The organism is Variovorax sp. 10L426 (assembly GCF_056395305.1).
In genome coordinates, this window is the sequence record NZ_JBFTJF010000003.1 from 77271 (window position 1) to 93243 (window position 15973).

Below are 15973 nucleotides of genomic sequence, written 5' to 3' on the forward strand. Positions count from 1 at the left end.
AAGATCGACCCGGGGGCCATGGGGGGCGCCTCGCGAGGGCCGGGGTGCACCAGCAGTGGTCACGGATTTCCGGGAAAAATTCCAGGCCGCTCCTTGAACATGCAACCCCGGGACCGGTCTGTCGGCGCTTCACAAGTTACGCTCGCCGTCAATAACTGGAGGAGAGCGCATGTATGAGGTCAATTGGCTCGTGCTATTGGAGTACGTGAAGGTCGCCCTGTCGTGGCCGCCGCTGGTGTTCATCGGCGTCATGGTCTGCCTGTGGCGATTTCAGGCCGAGATAGCGCGGGTCATCGCTCGACTTGAGAAGTTCAAGGCCGGGAGTGTCGAAGCGGTCATTGGGGCCGCTCAACAGGCCCAGGCCGCCAAGGTTGAGACCACGTTCCCACTTCCTGGGGAAGGTCCAGGGGAGTCGCTCGCGCCACCAGTACCGGCAGCCGTGCATCAGGCGCCCCAGGAGCAGCCGGGGCAACTGATGCCGCAGGGAGATGCCCAGGAGCCCGCGTTTGATTGGACGATTGCGGAGGAAGCGATCAGCCTAGCGCCGGCAGGGGTCGACCTTAACGCGGTCGCACATTGGGTCCACAGGAACCCCGGACCGACCGTCAGGGACTTTGTGATGACAAATTCCTCGCTGAAGGCGGAACGCTGCTTCAACCTGATTTTCGGGACCCAGGTCGATCTGCTTGAGTACTTGCGCCTGAGTCCGGGAAGTCACCCGCTGGGGGACTTAATGCCGTTCCACGAGAAGCATGTCGCGCTGGTGGCCGCGCCGCAGCCGGTGGCGATCCATGCTTACTTAGCGTTCCTGTTGAACCAGGGTCTCATGGAAAACGTGGGCCCGCCTGAGGGGCCGTTGTACAGGCTCACGCGAGGTGGAGACTGGGTCCTAGGCTACATCAAGCAGTTCTACCCGCTGGTATGGAACAAGCGGGCGCTCTGAGCCGGTTCGGCGCGTTGAAGTGTCAGCCCCGAGAGGCTGTTAGACCTTCCAATGGCCGCTAGATCGTCTTGAGCACCGGGCCGGTGGCAGTTCGCGGCGCCGACTTTGCCGACCCAGTGGCTCGCTCACGGCTGCCTATGCGCCTTGGCGTGTGGTCTCGCGAAGGGTCTGCCAAGCCCGCTCGAACTCCTCTGCAGCTTCTACATTGCTCAACATGTATTCTTCATTGAGGCCGGAGGATGACTGCACCGTGAGACGGGCGTACTGCATCACGGGGATCGGGTAGTTGTCCTTGAACCTTTTGTCCGGTGTGCCGTCCTTGTTGGTTTTTGCCCAGGTCGTGCCCACCTGAACGGCGTCGGAAGGAACGGCTTGCTCCTCATGGAAGCGCATTCGCTGAACCTTCAGATCAACATCAGCGGTCTCGATCAAGGCGTAGTTGGTTGCCGCCGCGTGGTAGATCAAAAAACCGGGGTAAACGTAGATGTCCCCGCCGTTGGCGTTCTGCAGACAGGGTACCGGCATCGGCGTCGCGATGACACCGCAGTGCCCGAGGCTGAACTTGACCGGCTTCAGGTCCACGACGCGATTCGCGACGGTGCGCTCTGCAAACTGATTGGCGGCCCGGTGGGCCACGTTGTCCCATACTCGTTCCGAACGCGAGCAGGCGACGAAGTCATCGCACAGTCGCGCGAATGCAGCGGCCAACGCGTCAGGAATCTCGAACTGCGTATGCAGCCGAGACAATTCGAGTTGCTCCTGCAACTCGCGGCGCAGCGCCTGGGCGTCCTCAGCCTTCAATTGGAGTTCAGCGAACCGCCGCTTCATCAGGCGCTTGTAGAGCCAGCCATTGGACCAACTGCGGTACAGGCTTACCTCCCGCATCTCGGCTTCCTTGGCGCTCGCTAGGTCATCCTGGACGCTCGTGTGCTGCCGCTGCGCTTGCGCCAAGGCTTCCTTGAAGGCGGCGAGGCCAGGACTGGTTAGGGCCGCAGAGCCTGCGCTCTTGATCTCCTGCAATGCGGGCGATTGCACCGCTGGGAACTCGCGGCTCGGCATTGGCAGCGGCGGTGCAGCAGGCGGGTTCAAGTGAAGGGGTATTGCATTGCCGGGGTGCGATGCCGGGCCGCTACGTGGTGTTAGCGGCTGATGGAATGACATGCCTGTGCCAGGAATGCGGGCTGTCAGGGCAGCCCCGTTGATCCCGTGCGTAAGGCGCAGAGGTCCCACACCCACCGAGGTGGTGATGCCTCGCGGCGAAAGGGTCAGGCGAACGCCCGGGATCGGGCTGAAACTCTTACGAAAGCGCCACGACATGCGTGCAGTCCCCTCATGTGGATTTGTAGTTCTGCGGCTCCAGAGTCGCCAGTGGACCCAAGAGCCGGGCCGAGCCTAACTTCGAGGGAGGAGGTTGCCTGCGCGTTGGTTGTGTGCGGCTGCGAAAAGTCGGGTCGGTGTGAAATAGGGCACGCTCTGGGGCCACATGCAGACCCCGGAAGTCGAGTGCCCCTGGGCGGTGGCCCCGGCCGGCGCCGGGCGCCGACGTAAACGTCAGCGCAGCCCCAGGGCTGACCCGTTCTAGGGGCAGGGCGTCAGGTGGTGTGGAAACGCCGTAGGGCTTGACCGCGTCGAGGGCTGGGAAGCTCAGCTTCTCAATCGCTCGTTGTAGGGTCTGCGGCGCCGGACGGTGGTAGTTCGCTGCGCCGACGTTGCCGGCTTCGTGGCCCATGATGGCCGTTATAAGCGCCTCGCCGAGCGGCGGGTCCACAGCACGCAAAGCGGTCCCGACCGTCGTTCGCAGCGCATGGAAGTCGCGCCACTTCTGGTACAGACCGAGCGCTCTGCAGCGCACGCGAAACCAGTCCGACACGTATAGCGAAGCGGTGCGACTCTTGGCCGTCAGGATTCCGGGGAATACCAGCGACTCGCCGGCCTCTCGCATGCGCTCGACGTGATCTATGAAGCCAAGCTCGATCAGCTTCGAGTGGATCGCGACCCATCGCTCGCCGGCTGCGCTCTTGACGCTCTTGCCGTCGTCGTTCTCGTTGATGTCCAGCAGCCAGACGCCATCGCGCTTGATCACGTCAGCGGTGCGCAGTTGGCAAAGTTCAGCTTGTCGGGCCCCGGACATCAGCGCCAGCAGCGGAAGCCAGTATTGCGCGGCCAGATCAACGCGGCGGTCCTCGGTAAGCGGTGCAGTCAGCAGGGTCGTCAACGCCTCGTTGTCCCATGCCTCGCGCTGGCCCTTGGCGATGGCGGTTCCGCTCCACGGGTTGAAATCGATCCATCCCTTTTCCTTGACGGCATAGTTCAACAATGCCTGAATGGACGCCAGCACATCCGACCGCGTCTTGCCGCTCGTTCCAGTCATGGTGGCGTTGATGTGATCACGGAACGCGAGTCCGTCTTGACGGGTCAGGTCGCGTAGCGGCGCCTTGATGCCGGCCGCCTTGAGCAGCGCCAGCGACCTCGATGTCTTGTTGACCGCGTCGCGCTTCTTTCCGACCTTCCACTCGTCGAACACGTCCTCCAGCGTCTTGCCCTTGGACGCCTTGGGAATCGCCGCGACCTTCATGGGCGCCTCGGGCTTCGGCGGCGTCTCGGTCGGCTTGCCTTCGTTGCGGTCAGCGGCGGCGATCCAAGCGACAAGCAATTCTGGCAGGACGGCCACAAGCGTCGGACGGGCCGCAGGTGCCGTCCAGTCCACGGAGACGCCTATGGCGGCGCAGGCGGTCTCGGCGAAGGATTTGGCAACGTCCAGCCGGCCCATGGACAGCGAGCGCCCGAGGTCGTCGATGTTCAGTTGCGCGATGGCGCGGAGGCGGTCAACTTGCACGAGCGTGAGCGAGCCATCGGGGCTCGGCTTCAGGTGCTCGGGCTCGGGAAAGGGGCCGTCAGCGTCGGTCGTCAGGAATCGCCGGGGCGGCGGTTCGATAGACCGCAACAGCGCCAGCAATGCGCCGGGCTCGAAGCGGACAGCATCATCGAATGCAAGCGCCTCACGACTGGCCTCGGCCACGACATATGCAGACAGCGCAGGCGTGAGCGGTACAACCTCACGAGGTTTGAGCTTGGCTTCAGCAGCAGCGAAGGCGGCCGTAGCCTCGGCCCAGTGACGATGGGCCAGGGCGGCTGCCGTTGGTCGGTCGTCGGTACCCAGCGATGTACGGACCCAGAACTCGCGATTGATGACTGGGCGCAGCCGAAGCGGCACCTTGATTTGTAGATGGTAGTTCGAGCCGCGCTTGGCGACTCCGGTTGGCAGTGACACGTCTTTTTCCACGGTTCGGATGATGAACGTGGTACGCATCCAGTACACAGCAATAGTCCACAGCTTCGCTGGGAACTTGCGTTTTCACTCGACAGATGATGGAGCGGGCGAAGGGAATCGAACCCTCGTATGAAGCTTGGGAAGCTGCCGTTCTGCCATTGAACTACGCCCGCGTCTCGGCGCAGATTCTACTGTGGTCGCTGATAGTGGAGGCTCAGTGCTGCGCGTACGCCGCCATGGCGCGCCGGAGTCCATTGCGCACTCCGTTTAGCAGATTGCGCAGTGGCTGGATCGAGCGCCAATAGAGTGAGTTCTTGACATGCGCCAGCTGCCGCTCGAGGTCCGCGCTGCGTGCCCGGCTTCGGTCGAGTTCGCGTCGGAGCGCAACGCGGTCGAGCGAATTGAAGTCGGGATACGCCGGCCCGGATGTCGGCTTGGCCACGCTGTGCGCCGAGGCCGCCATGGCGCCGATGGCCAGGTCGCGTCCCACGCGAACCTTGTCGAGCTGCGCCAACCTCTGGTGAGCCTCCAGCGCCTGGGCGCGCGTGACCTTGTCGCCGAGTACGCCCTGCAGCTTGGTACAAAGGTATTCCGCGTCCTCGACGAAGCGCGGGAAGTCGAGCAGCACGACCGGAATATCTTTCTTCACCACGGCGTGCAGCACTTCGTGAAAACCCACGGCCAGCAGCCTTGCCTGGTCGAGCGGGTTCAGCGAATACACGACGCCGCCCGGCGTGGTCCCCCACGTCTCCCAAAGCGTGCAATCGTCCAGGATCGTTCCGTGGCCGCAACGAGCACGCAGCTCGTTGAGGGTGCGGCTCGCTGCGGCTTCCACGATGCCGCGCATGGGCAGGATCACCGCGTCCACCGCAATATCGTCGCGCGCAAGCAATCGCCCGACATATTCGTAAAGCCAGGGCGACTTGAGCACGTAGGGATAGTCGTCTTCGCCCATCGGCACATCTTCGAGGCCCGCGTTCGCGTTCTCGTCGTAGTGATCATGGCCTGGGTTGCTGGAGATGTGCGTTTCCAGCCCGCAGCCGTCAAGGTACTGGACCAGGAAGGTGGTGCCGGCGCGGCCAGTGCCGCCGATGATCAGGTGATGCTTCATGAGCGTTGCGCAGCGATCCGCCCTCCTTCGTTGAGGGATGAAAAAAGAAAATCTACCGCGCGCGCCAGTTCACATGTTGAGGAGTCGATGAGCAAGTCGGGTTTGGTCGGTGGCTCGTACGCATCCGACACGCCAGTGAAGTGCGCGATCTCGCCGCGCCGGGCGCGCGCGTAGAGCCCCTTCACGTCGCGGCGCTCGCACACGACCAACGGCGTGTTGACATGTACTTCGAGGAACGCTGGGCCCACGATCTCGCGCGCCAGCCGGCGCTGATCGCAAAGAGGCGATACCACCGCCACGATCACCACAATCCCTTGGTCGCTGAGCAACCGCGCCACGTGCGCGATGCGGCGGATGTTTTCCGTGCGGTCGTCGGGGCCGAAGCCCAGGCCGTGGCTCAGGCCGCTGCGGACGTCGTCACCGTCGAGGATCGCCACCGCCGTGCCCTGCGCAATGAAACGCGTGCGCAGCGCAACGGCCAATGTCGACTTGCCTGCCCCTGACAGCCCCGTGAACCAGGCGACTCGTGAAACGGTTGAAACGAGGTTCAACGCGAGGCCGGTGCGGGGTTCGAGCTTCATGTGTGCGTGGCTGTGGGCTGAGCAACCTGAGACCTTAGGAAAGCCGGTTCAACGCTTCTTGTCGCTTGCGTAAAGAATTGTGTGGACACCTGCGTCCTACGCTCGCCATATGCCTTCACAGATGGCGAAAAAAGTAGAACTTTCGGATACATTGCTTTGTGAAGCGTTGATAACCAAAAAGTCTTCATTTGGAGGTGGTCCCATGCGCAATGCTCCGCGCGATCTCCCCGAGTTCAAGTGGGCCGCCGTGTGCGTTCCCTTGGTCTTGGTAGCTTGCGGCGGCGGCAGCGGAACTGGGGTCACCGGCGCCTCGGTTGTCGGTACGGCCCCCCAAAAATCCGCGACGGGTACGGATAGCGGCGCGGCTGCCGGCGACCCGACTGCCGCGGCATTGGTCACTGTGGCAGGGAGTGCGCCCCCGTTGCCGCCCCTCGAGCCAGCGCCTCCGCCGAAAAGCGGGTTCGCCGCCTCGCGCAAGGTCACGACGCCTGCCGAGATAGCCGCGCGCAGGGCGCTCGAAAGAGATCATCCGGCGCCCATCGACCGCGGCACCGCGACCGGCAGATTTCAGCCCGCTACGGTGTCGCCCGGTGCGATGTCGGCAACGGACGCGGCCGCAGCCCCCGCGCCCAACACTGTCGGCCAATGGTCGATAGCCACGAACTGGCCGCTCAATGCCATCCATACGGTGTTGACGCCCGATGGCAGGGTCATGAACTATGGCAGTGACCAGAGCGGCAATCAGGGTGCTCTGTGCCAGGGTGCCATGTGTTACGACGTGTGGACGCCGTCCACCAACGCGCACAGCCTGCTTCTGCAGACGGTCACCCGCGTCACCGATATCTTTTGCTCGGCGCAGGTGGTGTTGCCCGGAGGACTGGTGCTGCTGGCCGGCGGCGACTCGCGCGGGGTCGACCCGAACCACGTCAACGACGGCGTGCCGGACGTCAATTTCTTCGATCCGTCCAACAATCAGCTCACTGCCGGCCCACGGATGTTTTCGGCGCGCTGGTACGGAACGGTGGTCCCCCTGGCCGACGGGCGGGTGCTGACGCTCGCCGGCCTCGACGCCACGGGCGCAGGCGCCGCGATCCCCGAGATCTACACGCCAGCGCAGGGGCAGGGGCAGGGCAGTTGGAAGAACCTCACGCAAATCTCGAGTTGGCCGGCTGATTATTTCTATCCGCGTGCCTTCCTGGCGCCGAATGGAAAGGTGCTCGTCGCCAGCGCAAGCAGCCTCTACAGCATCGACCCCGATGCCCCCAGCATGACGCAGATCGGAACGCTGCCGAAGACACTCAACTGGATGTTGCCGTGGGCCATATACGACCGCGGCAAGGTCCTGTTGATCGCGGACGACGGCAGCGCGGTGATGCTCGACGTCAACGGCACCACGCCAGTGGCTACGGTCGTGGCAGGGCCGGGTGCGAATCGCGTCTGGGGCAACGCGACCGTGCTGCCGGACGGCAAGGTGCTGGTCACCGGCGGCTCCGCGACGGACAACGAACTGGTCGACACCGCCTACTCGGCCATGATCTGGGACCCGGCGACGAAACAGTGGTCTGTCGGCGCGGCGGCGCAGAAGCCGCGCCTGTACCACTCGAACGCGATACTGCTTCCCGACGCCACGGTGCTGACCTCGGGTGGCGGCTCGCCCGGTCCTGTCACGAACCTCAACGCCGAGGTCTATTCGCCGCCGTATCTGTTCGACAGTACCGGCCAACCCGCTGCACGCCCGATCATCAACACCACGCCTGCCCAGGTGAACCTGGGCTCCACGTTCCGGATCACGGTTGCGTCGTCCCTGCCGATCCAGCGCGTCACGCTGATGCGCACGGGCTCCGTCACGCACTCGACCGATTTCGGGCAGCGTTTCCTGGAACTGCCTTTCACGCAGGCGGCGGGCGACTCGAACGTCGACATCCAGATCAACGAGAGCCCGAACACCCTTCCCATCGGTCACTACATGCTGTTCGTGATCGACAGTGCCGGAGTGCCTTCGGTTGCCAAGATCGTGAAGGTGGACGCCACCTGGACGCAGGTCGCGCAGCAAGGGCAGTCACTGATACTGCCATCGACGACGCCGGTTCAGTACGGAAGCACCGGCAAGGTGGTGATGAAGACCCTCTCCGGCACCGTGAGTTGCAGGAACGAGTTCTTCGGCACCAACCCATCTCCGACCATCGGCAAGGGCTGCTATGTTCTTTCGCCGCTGGCTTCCAGCATCACGTTGGGATCCCAGGGGATCACCAGCGACAGGCAGGTAGCGGCCGAGGGCGCCGCGTTCAACATGGCCGCTGCGACGGTGGTCAGCTATGGCACCGGAACGAGCTGGATCCAGAAGACGGTGACCGGCGCCGGCACCTGCAGCAACGCGTTCTTCGGCTCGGACCCGGCACCATTCGTGGTGAAGTCCTGCGTCGCGGACACCGGGATTGCGGCCCCGCCACCCGCACCGCCCCCGCCACCACCGCCCCCGCCGCCACCTTCCCCGCCACCGCCGCCCCCGCCGGCGCCGCCGCCTTCGGGCGGGGTGACCTTGGCCGCGGAAGGAGGCACCTTCACTGTGGCGACCCCGACCGTCGTCAGCTACGGCGCCGATACGCGCTGGATCCAGAAGACAGTGACTGGTACGGGAAGCTGCACCAACGCGTTCTTCGGCTCAGACCCGGCCCCCTTCACGGTGAAATCCTGCGTGGGGCCGTCGGGCACCCCGCCGCCGCCGGCGCCTCCACCGCCCCCGCCGCCGCCGGCTCCGCCCTCAGGGACGACGCTGGCAGCCGAAGGAGGCACTTTCACCGTCGCGACGGCAACCTTGGTCAGCTACGGGGCCGATACGCGCTGGGTGCAAAAGACGGTCACAGGGACGGTGCCCTGCACGAACGCCTTCTTCGGCACGGACCCAGCGCCGTTTGTTGTGAAGCGGTGCGTCGCCGGATCGTGAGTTCGCCAGCCGGGGGTCCGGCTCAGGACGCCAGCGGATAGCGGCGCAGCACTTCATGCCACGGGGCATGCGGCGGCAACCAGGACCGCACGAACAGAAACTCCCGCACTTGCCAACGTATCGGCGTCAATGGCGGCGCGTCCGCTCCTTGGGCGCGCCGGGCGATCGTCACGTGCGGCTTCCACGCCGCGGGCCGCGCCCATGGGGACATCCCCCGATCGATCGCACGGTGCAGCCGGGTCAAACCCGGGTGCTCACCTGGGCAAATGACCGCCACGCCATTGCGTGACCACACGCCGGACCAGTCCAGCACGAGATCGAAGCTGCCAGCCCGTACGCCGGCCAGTGCTTTGCCGATGTCCTCGACCTCGGCGTCGCTGCGCGTGCCGAGCAGGCACAGGGTCAGGTGCAGCCGATGCGCCTTGGGCAGATGGCTCTCCCGCGGCCACAGCCACTGACGGCGATGAGCATCGATCGCTGCCTGCACCGCGGTGTCCGGAGCCAGCCACACGTAGAGTTCCGGCTCCGGTCCCGGGTGTTGCGGCGCCATTGCCTTTCGAGGGATTGCCTGCATGATTGCTACCTGACAGAATTGGTCAGTTTTGCAACACAACGCCCGTTACAACATCAGCGTCGGCGCAAGCCGGGCCAGTAGAAACCCGAGGCATTGAGGTACTGGCACTCGGAGGCTGCATCCGGGATTCTGCCGCGGCCGCAGCAGGAAGACGGGTTTCACTGATGTCCACGCGTTTAAGTATGAGCGCGCCGAAAGCTGCGGCGTCGTTCAACGGTCTCGGCCTTCGTGCCGCGAACACCTGGCTCAAAAGAGCCATCAAGCGTTCTCTCCAGCAACGCGGCATTCGGATCTCGCGAACGCGGCATGCGGACCCGCCTTCGCCGCTGCTCTCGCTGGGCATCGATCTTCTGTTCGACGTTGGCGCCAATGTCGGGCAGTTCGCGCGAAACGCCAGGGAGGAGGGCTACAGGAACACGATCGTCTCGTTCGAGCCGCTGTCGGTCGCGCACGGATTGCTGATCCAGAGCGCGGGCGGCGACGAGCGATGGATCGTCCATGAGCGCTGCGCACTCGGCGCTGCGTCGGGCGAGGCGAACATCAACGTGGCGCAGAACTCGTTCAGCTCCTCGCTGCTGCCGATGCTTGCGACACATTCCGACGCCGCGCCCGAGTCAGCCTACATCGGCCAGGACCTGACCCGCGTCGTCACGCTGGATTCTGTCTTCGACCGTTACTGCACCGGTGGCGAGCGTGTGTTCCTGAAGATCGATACCCAGGGCTATGAAAAACAGGTGCTCGATGGCGCGCGTGCATCGCTGCCTCGCATCATGGCGGTGCAGTTGGAGCTGTCGGTCGTGCCGCTCTACGAATCCCAGTTGCTCTATCGGGACTTCTTCGATTTCTTCCAGGAAGCAGGCTTCACGCTGTGGTCGTTGACGCCGGGGTTCGCGGACCGGCGAACGAGTCAGTTGCTTCAATTCGACGCGCTCTTCGTCCGTTCACCGGATGGCCGGGCGAGCGGCTGAGCGGGCGTTCAGGTAGACCGCGTAGAGCGACGTCGTCGCGCAGATGAACAAGCGGTTGAGCTTCGGCCCGCCGAAGCACACGTTGGCGACGACCTCGGGCAATCGGATCTTGCCGATCAGTTCGCCATCGGGCGTGTAGCAGTGCACGCCGTCGCCGGCGCTGGTCCACAGGTTGCCGTTCGCGTCGATGCGGAAGCCGTCGAACAGGCCGCTGCCGCATTGGGCGAACACGTCGCCACCGCTCACATTGCGACCGTCTTCCGCGACGCGAAAGCGACGGATGTGGCGCGGCCCGTCGGCGACGTGCGTGGCGCCGGTGTCGGCGACATACAGCCATTGCTCGTCCGGCGAGAAGGCGAGTCCGTTGGGCTGCACAAAGCCGTCGACCGCCCGGGTGACGGCGCTCAGGTCGGCTTCGATGCGATAGACGCACCGGTCGCCGATCTCGCTGGGCGCGGCGTCGCCTTCGTAGTCGCTGTCGATGCCGTAGCTCGGGTCGGAAAACCAGATGCTGCCGTCGGACTTCACGACCACATCGTTCGGCGAATTGAAGCGCTTGCCTTCGAAGTGCGACGCGAGCACGGTGCGCGTGCCGTCGTGCTCTATGCGCGACACGCAGCGCCCGCGGTGCTCGCACGAGACGAGGCGTCCTTGCAGATCGACCGTATGGCCGTTGGTGTTGAGCGCCGGCTGGCGAAAGACCGATACCGAGCCGTCCGTCTCGTCCCATCGCATCATCCGGTCGTTGGGAATGTCCGACCACACCAGGTAGCGGCCGGCCGCGAACCACGCCGGACCCTCGGCCCATCGGCAGCCCGTGTAGAGCTTCTCGACGTGTACGTTCGGATTGATCAATCGATGGAATCGAGGGTCGATCACCTCGAAGCCGGCCGCGAGTTCGATGGCCATGTGGCGCTCCTCTGTTTTCTTTTCAGGTGTCGTTTCAGTTGGACTGCCGCCGGCCGCGGCCGTACACCAGCAGCATCGCGATGATCACCACACCATAGGTGACCTGGCGGCCCATCTCCGGGATCTGCATCACCGACAGAATGGATTGCAGCAAAGTGATGAGTATGACGCCGACCACGGTGCCGAGGTACGAGCCCTGGCCGCCGAGGATGTTCGTGCCGCCCAGCACCACGGCGGCGATGGCCGGAAGCTGGTAGGCGTCGCCCATGGCCTGGTAGGCCTTGGTCGAGTAGCCGGTCAGCAGCACGCCGGCCGCCGCCGAGCACGCTCCCGCGATCACGAAGCACAGCAGCGTGACGCGACGCGTGTCGATGCCCGAGAGGTATGCGGCGCGCTCGCGATTGCCGACGGCATAGATCGCGCGGCCCAGTGTCGTCCGATGGAGCATGAACATCGTGGCCCCGCCGACGACGATCCACACCAGCAGCGCATTGGGCACGCCGAGCAGCGAACGGCCGGTGGCGATCAGGTGCATCGCGGGCGTCGCGCGGTCCTGCGGCGCGAAGCCGCCGGTCTGCACCACGATCAGGCCTTGCGCCACTGCGTTGATCCCCAGCGTGAAGATCATCGACGGCACGCGCAGGTAAGCCACGCCGATGCCATTGAGCAGCCCGAGCGCGGCGCCGCACAGGATGCCGAAGGGGATGGCCAGCGCGCTGCCGGCGCCACCCCACCAGCCCGCAGCGGCGGCCGACATCATGCCGCCCGCCGTGACCAGCCACGGCACCGAAAGATCGATGCCGCCCAACAGGATGACCAGCATCGCGCCGGTCGCGATGACGCCGAGAAAGGAAGCGATCTGCAATTGCAGCAACAGGTAGTCGAGCGACAGGAAGTTCTTCGAATAGAGGCTGCCGATCAACAGCAGCGCGACGGTGCACAAGGCGCCCGCCAGCACGGGGAGATGCCCCGACCGCTTCAGACGCAACGCCAAAGTCGTCATGGCTTCATGCTCATTTGAAAAGTTCGAGTCGGTTGTTGACCTTGAGCAGGCGGATCGATCCGAAGCTCACCGCGGTCAGCAGGATGACGCCCTGGAACAGCGGCTGCCAGAGCGGCTCCAGGTCGAAGACGAAGAGAAGATCGCCGATGGTGCGCAGGACGAAGGCGCCGAAGATCGAGCCGATCGCGCTGCCGGCGCCGCCCGAGAGCACCGTGCCGCCGATGACGACGGCCGCGATCGAGTTCAGCGTGTAGACGCCGCCGATGGCCGACGAGGCCTCGCCCGAATAGGTCACGAAGGTCAGCAGCAGGCCCGCAATGGCCGCCAGCAGGCTCGCGAGCGTGTAGGTGATGATCTTCGTGCGCCCGATCGCCACGCCCGACATGTAGCTCGCCGTCTCCGAGGATCCGATCGCCATCGCTGCGCGGCCGGTCTCGGAGCGCCGGTATGGCACCCAGATCACCCACACGATGCCGACGAGCACGATCAGCATGGTCGGGATGCCACCGGGCAACGCACCGGTCAATGCGTCGGCCAGATCCGCCTGCACATCGCCGCCCGGCACCGGACGCAGGCCCAGCGCGAGACCGAAGTAGACGATGCCGGTAGCCAGCGTCGTGATGATCGGCTGCAAGCGCCCGTACACGATGATCACGCCGTTGATGAAGCCGCACAGTGCACCGGTCGCCAGCACCGCGACGATGCCCAGCCCGGCCTGCAACGGCGTTCCGACCACCAGATGCGACGCCATGCAGTTGGCCAGCACGAACACCATGCCGACCGAGAGATCGATGCCGGCCGTCAGCACCGGCAGCGTCTGCGCCATGGCGACGATGGCGAGCAGCACGCCCTTGTTCGCCGCCGTCGTCAGGACCGCCGCGTTCCAACCGACCGGATGCTTGGTGATGTACAGCGCGAAGATCACGATGAACATCGCCACGGTTGCGAAGGTGGCGCGGTGTTCGCGCAGATGAAAGTGCCAGTCAGGACGCATCACGCTTCTGCCGCTTCGAGGTTCAGGGCGCTCGACACCAGCGCCCGTTCGGTGAGTTCGGCACCGGCCAGCCAGCGCACGATGCGGCCGTCGAAGAAGACCGCCACGCGGTCGCAGCAGCCGATCAACTCGGCGTAGTCGGTGGAGTAGAGGATCACCGCGGCGCCCTCGTCGGCGAGGTTGCGGATCAGCGTGTACATCTCCTGCTTGGTGCCGACGTCGATGCCGCGCGTCGGGTCGCTCAGCAGCAGGATGCGCGGGGCGTTGATCAACCACTTGCCGATCACCACCTTCTGCTGGTTGCCGCCCGAGAGCGTGCCGACGGCATCGCCGGTGTCCGCGACCTTGATCGACAGGCGCCGGACGATGCCGGCAACGGCCTTGGCTTCCTCGGCCGGCAGCAGGACGCCGGTGCGGCTGAGCCGGTCGAGCGCGGCCAGGCTCAGGTTGTCGTTCACCGACATCGGCAGCATCAGGCCATCGGTCTTGCGATCCTCCGGCACCAGCGCGATGCCGAAGTCGGCGCTCTTGGCTTGCCTGGGGTCGCGCACCTGCACCGGCTTGCCGCTCAGCAGGACTTCACCGCTCACGCCGCGCAGCACGCCGAACAGGGCCAGGAAGAGCTCACGCTGGCCTTGTCCGTCGAGTCCGCCGAGACCGACGATCTCGCCCGGCCAGACCGCGATGTCGATGTCGTGCAGTCGCGCGTTCCACGTGAGGCCACGCGTTTCGAGGGCCGGCGCGCCGGTTGCGGTCGCGGCGCGTGCTGGTGGCTTGGGCGGGAAGGCGTGCTCGATGTCGCGGCCGATCATCATCTCGATCGTCTCCGCATTGCTGCGCGTGCCGGCCTCGAAGGTGGCGACATGGCTGCCGTTGCGAAACACCGAACAGTCGTCCGCCAGTTCGGTGATCTCGTTCATCCGGTGCGAGATGTAGACGATCGCCAGGCCTTCGCTGCGCAGTCGCTTGAGCAGCGAGAAGACCCGCCGGACGTCCGCGGCCGTGAGCGCCGAGGTCGCTTCGTCGAGGATCAGGATCTTCGGGTCGCGCGCCAGCGCCTTGGCGATCTCGACCATCTGCCGCCGCGACAGCGTCAGGCTCTCGACCGGGGCGAGCGGATGGATGTCCTCCGCGCCCGTGCGCGCCAGCGCCGCTTCGGCGATGCGCCGTTGCGCGGCGCGGTCGATGAGGCCCAGGCGCCGTGGCGGGTTGGTGATGCAGATGCTGTCGGCAACGCTCAGGTCGGGCATCAGCGACAACTCCTGGAAGATGCAGGCGATGCCGGCGGAGACCGCTTCCTGCGGATGCGCAAAGCGGCGCTCCACGCCTTCCAGCATGATGCGGCCCTCGTCGGGCTGCACCACGCCGGCCATCATCTTGATGAGCGTCGACTTGCCCGCACCGTTCTCGCCGAGCACCGCATGAATGCGTCCCGGCGCGCAGGCGAAGCTCGCATGCTCCAGCGCACGCACGCCGCCGTAGCGCTTCGAGACGTCGATCAGGCGAAGGATCGGTTCCAAGGCGGAGCCGCCAGACCGGTGGTCAGTCGCGTCAGTTGTTCTTCTCGTCCTTCGACATGATGTCCGTCGCCTTGAGGTTCACATCGCAGGGCGGGAAATCGTTGGTCGTGAAGAAGTTGTCCGTCAGGTCGGGGAAGTAGTTCTCGCCGGCCTTGAAGTTCGGGTGCGACGCCATCGGGATCGGTACCGAGATCATCTGCGGCATCACCTTGCCTTGCAGGGCCGACACGGCCGCCTTCATCGAAATGGCCACCAGGCCCGGAGACTGCCCGAGCGAGGCGCAGACCAGCCCTTCCTTGGCGTGCTCCACGCACAGCTTGCGGAAGCCGTTCTCGGCCTCGCCCGCCACCGGAATCATCTTGTGCTTCGCGTCGATCAGGGCACGCACCGCACCGGTGGATCCGCCCTGCACGAACATGCCATCGAAGTTCTTGTGCACCGCGACCGCGTCGGCCACGGCCTTCTGCGCCGTACCGTCGTCCCAGTTGCCCACCACCTCGACCACTTCGAACTTGTTGCCCGGCGCCTCGACCACCTTGCGGAAACCCAGGTGACGGTCACGGTCCACCGAATTGCCCGGCACGCCGCGGACCTCCAGCAGCTTGCCGCTCTTGCTCGGGATGTTCTTCACCACCCACTCGCCGGACTGCTGGCCCATGGCGAGTTGGTCTTCGTTGACCATCATCACCTGGTCGCTGTCGAGCACGTTGTCGAAGGGCACGACCACCACGCCGGCGGCATTGGCACGCTTGATGACCGGCGCGAAAGCCGTCGGGTTGACCGCGATCGTCACGATCGCGTCGTAGCCGGAGTTGATGAAGTTGTCGATGGCCGCGATCTGCGCCGCCACGTCGGTGCCTGTGGAAACGATCTTGAATTCCTTGATCTGCGATTTCATCTCCGGCGTGGCCGCATAAGCCTTCGCCATCTTGATCATCTGGATGCGCCACGTGTTGCCCACGAAGCCGTTGGCAAGGGCAATGCGATACGGCCCTTTCTTGGCGGGCCACTGGAAGTACTTCGTGTTGGCGTCCCATGGCTTGAAGCACGCCGGGTTTTCGCCGGGCCCGCTGACGACCGAGGGGCCGGCCGCGAGGGCGGAAGATGCAACCAATGCCGCAGCCGCGGCGACGATGCCAGTGCGAAAAGTCATTG

General features: G+C 65.1%; 14 protein-coding genes, 1 tRNA gene and 1 pseudogene. 3 read left to right on the forward strand and 13 right to left on the reverse strand.

Annotation, left to right across the window (positions count from 1 at the left end):
* The first annotated feature begins 169 nt into the window (after positions 1-169).
* Complete coding sequence (locus tag AC1DHL_RS05000) at positions 170-943, forward strand: hypothetical protein (protein ID WP_478161061.1); 774 nt, start codon at positions 170-172, stop codon at positions 941-943.
* A gap of 135 nt (positions 944-1078) precedes the next feature.
* Here the strand turns inward: AC1DHL_RS05000 and AC1DHL_RS05005 are convergent, their stop codons facing one another.
* From AC1DHL_RS05005 to AC1DHL_RS05035, 7 genes and pseudogenes are all read right to left on the reverse strand, one after another.
* Positions 1079-2032, reverse strand: coding sequence for a hypothetical protein (locus tag AC1DHL_RS05005; protein ID WP_478161438.1), 954 nt, complete (start codon positions 2030-2032; stop codon positions 1079-1081).
* A 75-nt stretch (positions 2033-2107) separates the two neighbouring features.
* Positions 2108-2260: pseudogene (locus AC1DHL_RS05010) on the reverse strand (DUF4236 domain-containing protein); the annotation flags it as partial.
* A gap of 13 nt (positions 2261-2273) precedes the next feature.
* Positions 2274-4253 carry a DUF6538 domain-containing protein gene (locus AC1DHL_RS05015; protein ID WP_478161063.1) on the reverse strand — a complete coding sequence of 660 codons (1980 nt, stop codon included), beginning with the start codon at positions 4251-4253 and terminating at the stop codon, positions 2274-2276.
* Between the two features lie 60 nt (positions 4254-4313).
* Positions 4314-4387: transfer RNA gene (locus AC1DHL_RS05020), tRNA-Gly, on the reverse strand.
* Positions 4388-4428: 41 nt separating this feature from the next.
* A complete protein-coding gene (locus AC1DHL_RS05025) occupies positions 4429-5325 on the reverse strand; it encodes a hypothetical protein (RefSeq protein WP_478161066.1) in 897 nt (298 codons plus the stop codon).
* Entirely contained in the window at positions 5322-5906 is a 585-nt protein-coding gene (gene cysC, locus AC1DHL_RS05030) for an adenylyl-sulfate kinase (protein ID WP_478161068.1), read from the reverse strand. The genes AC1DHL_RS05025 and cysC overlap by 4 nt, the downstream gene beginning before the upstream one ends.
* Before the next feature lie 567 nt (positions 5907-6473).
* Positions 6474-6620 (reverse strand): hypothetical protein, encoded by a 147-nt coding sequence (locus AC1DHL_RS05035; protein WP_478161070.1) that lies wholly within the window; start codon positions 6618-6620, stop codon positions 6474-6476.
* On the opposite strand from AC1DHL_RS05035, the gene AC1DHL_RS05040 reads away from it, so the two are divergent.
* On the forward strand, positions 6619-8850 hold the full coding sequence (locus tag AC1DHL_RS05040; protein ID WP_478161072.1) for a galactose oxidase-like domain-containing protein: 2232 nt from the start codon (positions 6619-6621) through the stop codon (positions 8848-8850). The two genes, AC1DHL_RS05035 and AC1DHL_RS05040, sit on opposite strands and share 2 nt — an antisense overlap.
* A gap of 22 nt (positions 8851-8872) precedes the next feature.
* Here AC1DHL_RS05040 and AC1DHL_RS05045 read toward each other — a convergent pair whose 3' ends face one another.
* Complete coding sequence (locus AC1DHL_RS05045; RefSeq protein ID WP_478161074.1) at positions 8873-9424, reverse strand: 2'-5' RNA ligase family protein; 552 nt, start codon at positions 9422-9424, stop codon at positions 8873-8875.
* Positions 9425-9606: 182 nt separating this feature from the next.
* Here AC1DHL_RS05045 and AC1DHL_RS05050 point away from each other — a divergent pair, with 182 nt between their 5' ends.
* Positions 9607-10392: an FkbM family methyltransferase gene (locus tag AC1DHL_RS05050; protein WP_478101486.1), complete on the forward strand. Its 786-nt coding sequence runs from the start codon at positions 9607-9609 to the stop codon at positions 10390-10392.
* Here the strand turns inward: AC1DHL_RS05050 and AC1DHL_RS05055 are convergent.
* The 5 genes from AC1DHL_RS05055 to AC1DHL_RS05075 are packed head-to-tail and all read right to left on the reverse strand — an operon-like array spanning position 10366 to position 15971.
* Positions 10366-11301 (reverse strand): SMP-30/gluconolactonase/LRE family protein, encoded by a 936-nt coding sequence (locus AC1DHL_RS05055; RefSeq protein ID WP_478161076.1) that lies wholly within the window; start codon positions 11299-11301, stop codon positions 10366-10368. The two genes, AC1DHL_RS05050 and AC1DHL_RS05055, sit on opposite strands and share 27 nt — an antisense overlap.
* A gap of 34 nt (positions 11302-11335) precedes the next feature.
* Positions 11336-12304, reverse strand: a complete 969-nt coding sequence (locus AC1DHL_RS05060) for an ABC transporter permease (protein ID WP_478161078.1) — start codon at positions 12302-12304, stop codon at positions 11336-11338.
* A 10-nt stretch (positions 12305-12314) separates the two neighbouring features.
* Positions 12315-13298, reverse strand: coding sequence for an ABC transporter permease (locus AC1DHL_RS05065; RefSeq protein ID WP_478161080.1), 984 nt, complete (start codon positions 13296-13298; stop codon positions 12315-12317).
* Complete coding sequence (locus AC1DHL_RS05070; RefSeq protein ID WP_478161082.1) at positions 13298-14818, reverse strand: sugar ABC transporter ATP-binding protein; 1521 nt, start codon at positions 14816-14818, stop codon at positions 13298-13300. Before AC1DHL_RS05070 ends, AC1DHL_RS05065 begins: the two co-directional genes overlap by 1 nt.
* Positions 14819-14849: 31 nt before the next feature.
* On the reverse strand, positions 14850-15971 hold the full coding sequence (locus AC1DHL_RS05075) for a sugar ABC transporter substrate-binding protein (protein WP_478101496.1): 1122 nt from the start codon (positions 15969-15971) through the stop codon (positions 14850-14852).
* Positions 15972-15973: the final 2 nt, after the last annotated feature.

Coding starts and splice junctions, on each gene's coding strand:
- AC1DHL_RS05050 (WP_478101486.1), top strand. CDS start 9,607: ATGAGCGCGCCGAAAGCTGCGGCGTCGTTCAACGGTCTCGGCCTTCGT.
- AC1DHL_RS05035 (WP_478161070.1), bottom strand. CDS start 6,620: ATGACCCTGCCATCGGGCGTCAACACCGTATGGATGGCATTGAGCGGC.
- AC1DHL_RS05040 (WP_478161072.1), top strand. CDS start 6,619: ATGAACTATGGCAGTGACCAGAGCGGCAATCAGGGTGCTCTGTGCCAG.
- AC1DHL_RS05025 (WP_478161066.1), bottom strand. CDS start 5,325: ATGAAGCATCACCTGATCATCGGCGGCACTGGCCGCGCCGGCACCACC.
- AC1DHL_RS05055 (WP_478161076.1), bottom strand. CDS start 11,301: ATGGCCATCGAACTCGCGGCCGGCTTCGAGGTGATCGACCCTCGATTC.
- cysC (WP_478161068.1), bottom strand. CDS start 5,906: ATGAAGCTCGAACCCCGCACCGGCCTCGCGTTGAACCTCGTTTCAACC.
- AC1DHL_RS05075 (WP_478101496.1), bottom strand. CDS start 15,971: ATGACTTTTCGCACTGGCATCGTCGCCGCGGCTGCGGCATTGGTTGCA.
- AC1DHL_RS05045 (WP_478161074.1), bottom strand. CDS start 9,424: ATGCAGGCAATCCCTCGAAAGGCAATGGCGCCGCAACACCCGGGACCG.
- AC1DHL_RS05000 (WP_478161061.1), top strand. CDS start 170: ATGTATGAGGTCAATTGGCTCGTGCTATTGGAGTACGTGAAGGTCGCC.
- AC1DHL_RS05015 (WP_478161063.1), bottom strand. CDS start 4,253: ATGCGTACCACGTTCATCATCCGAACCGTGGAAAAAGACGTGTCACTG.
- AC1DHL_RS05060 (WP_478161078.1), bottom strand. CDS start 12,304: ATGACGACTTTGGCGTTGCGTCTGAAGCGGTCGGGGCATCTCCCCGTG.
- AC1DHL_RS05065 (WP_478161080.1), bottom strand. CDS start 13,298: ATGCGTCCTGACTGGCACTTTCATCTGCGCGAACACCGCGCCACCTTC.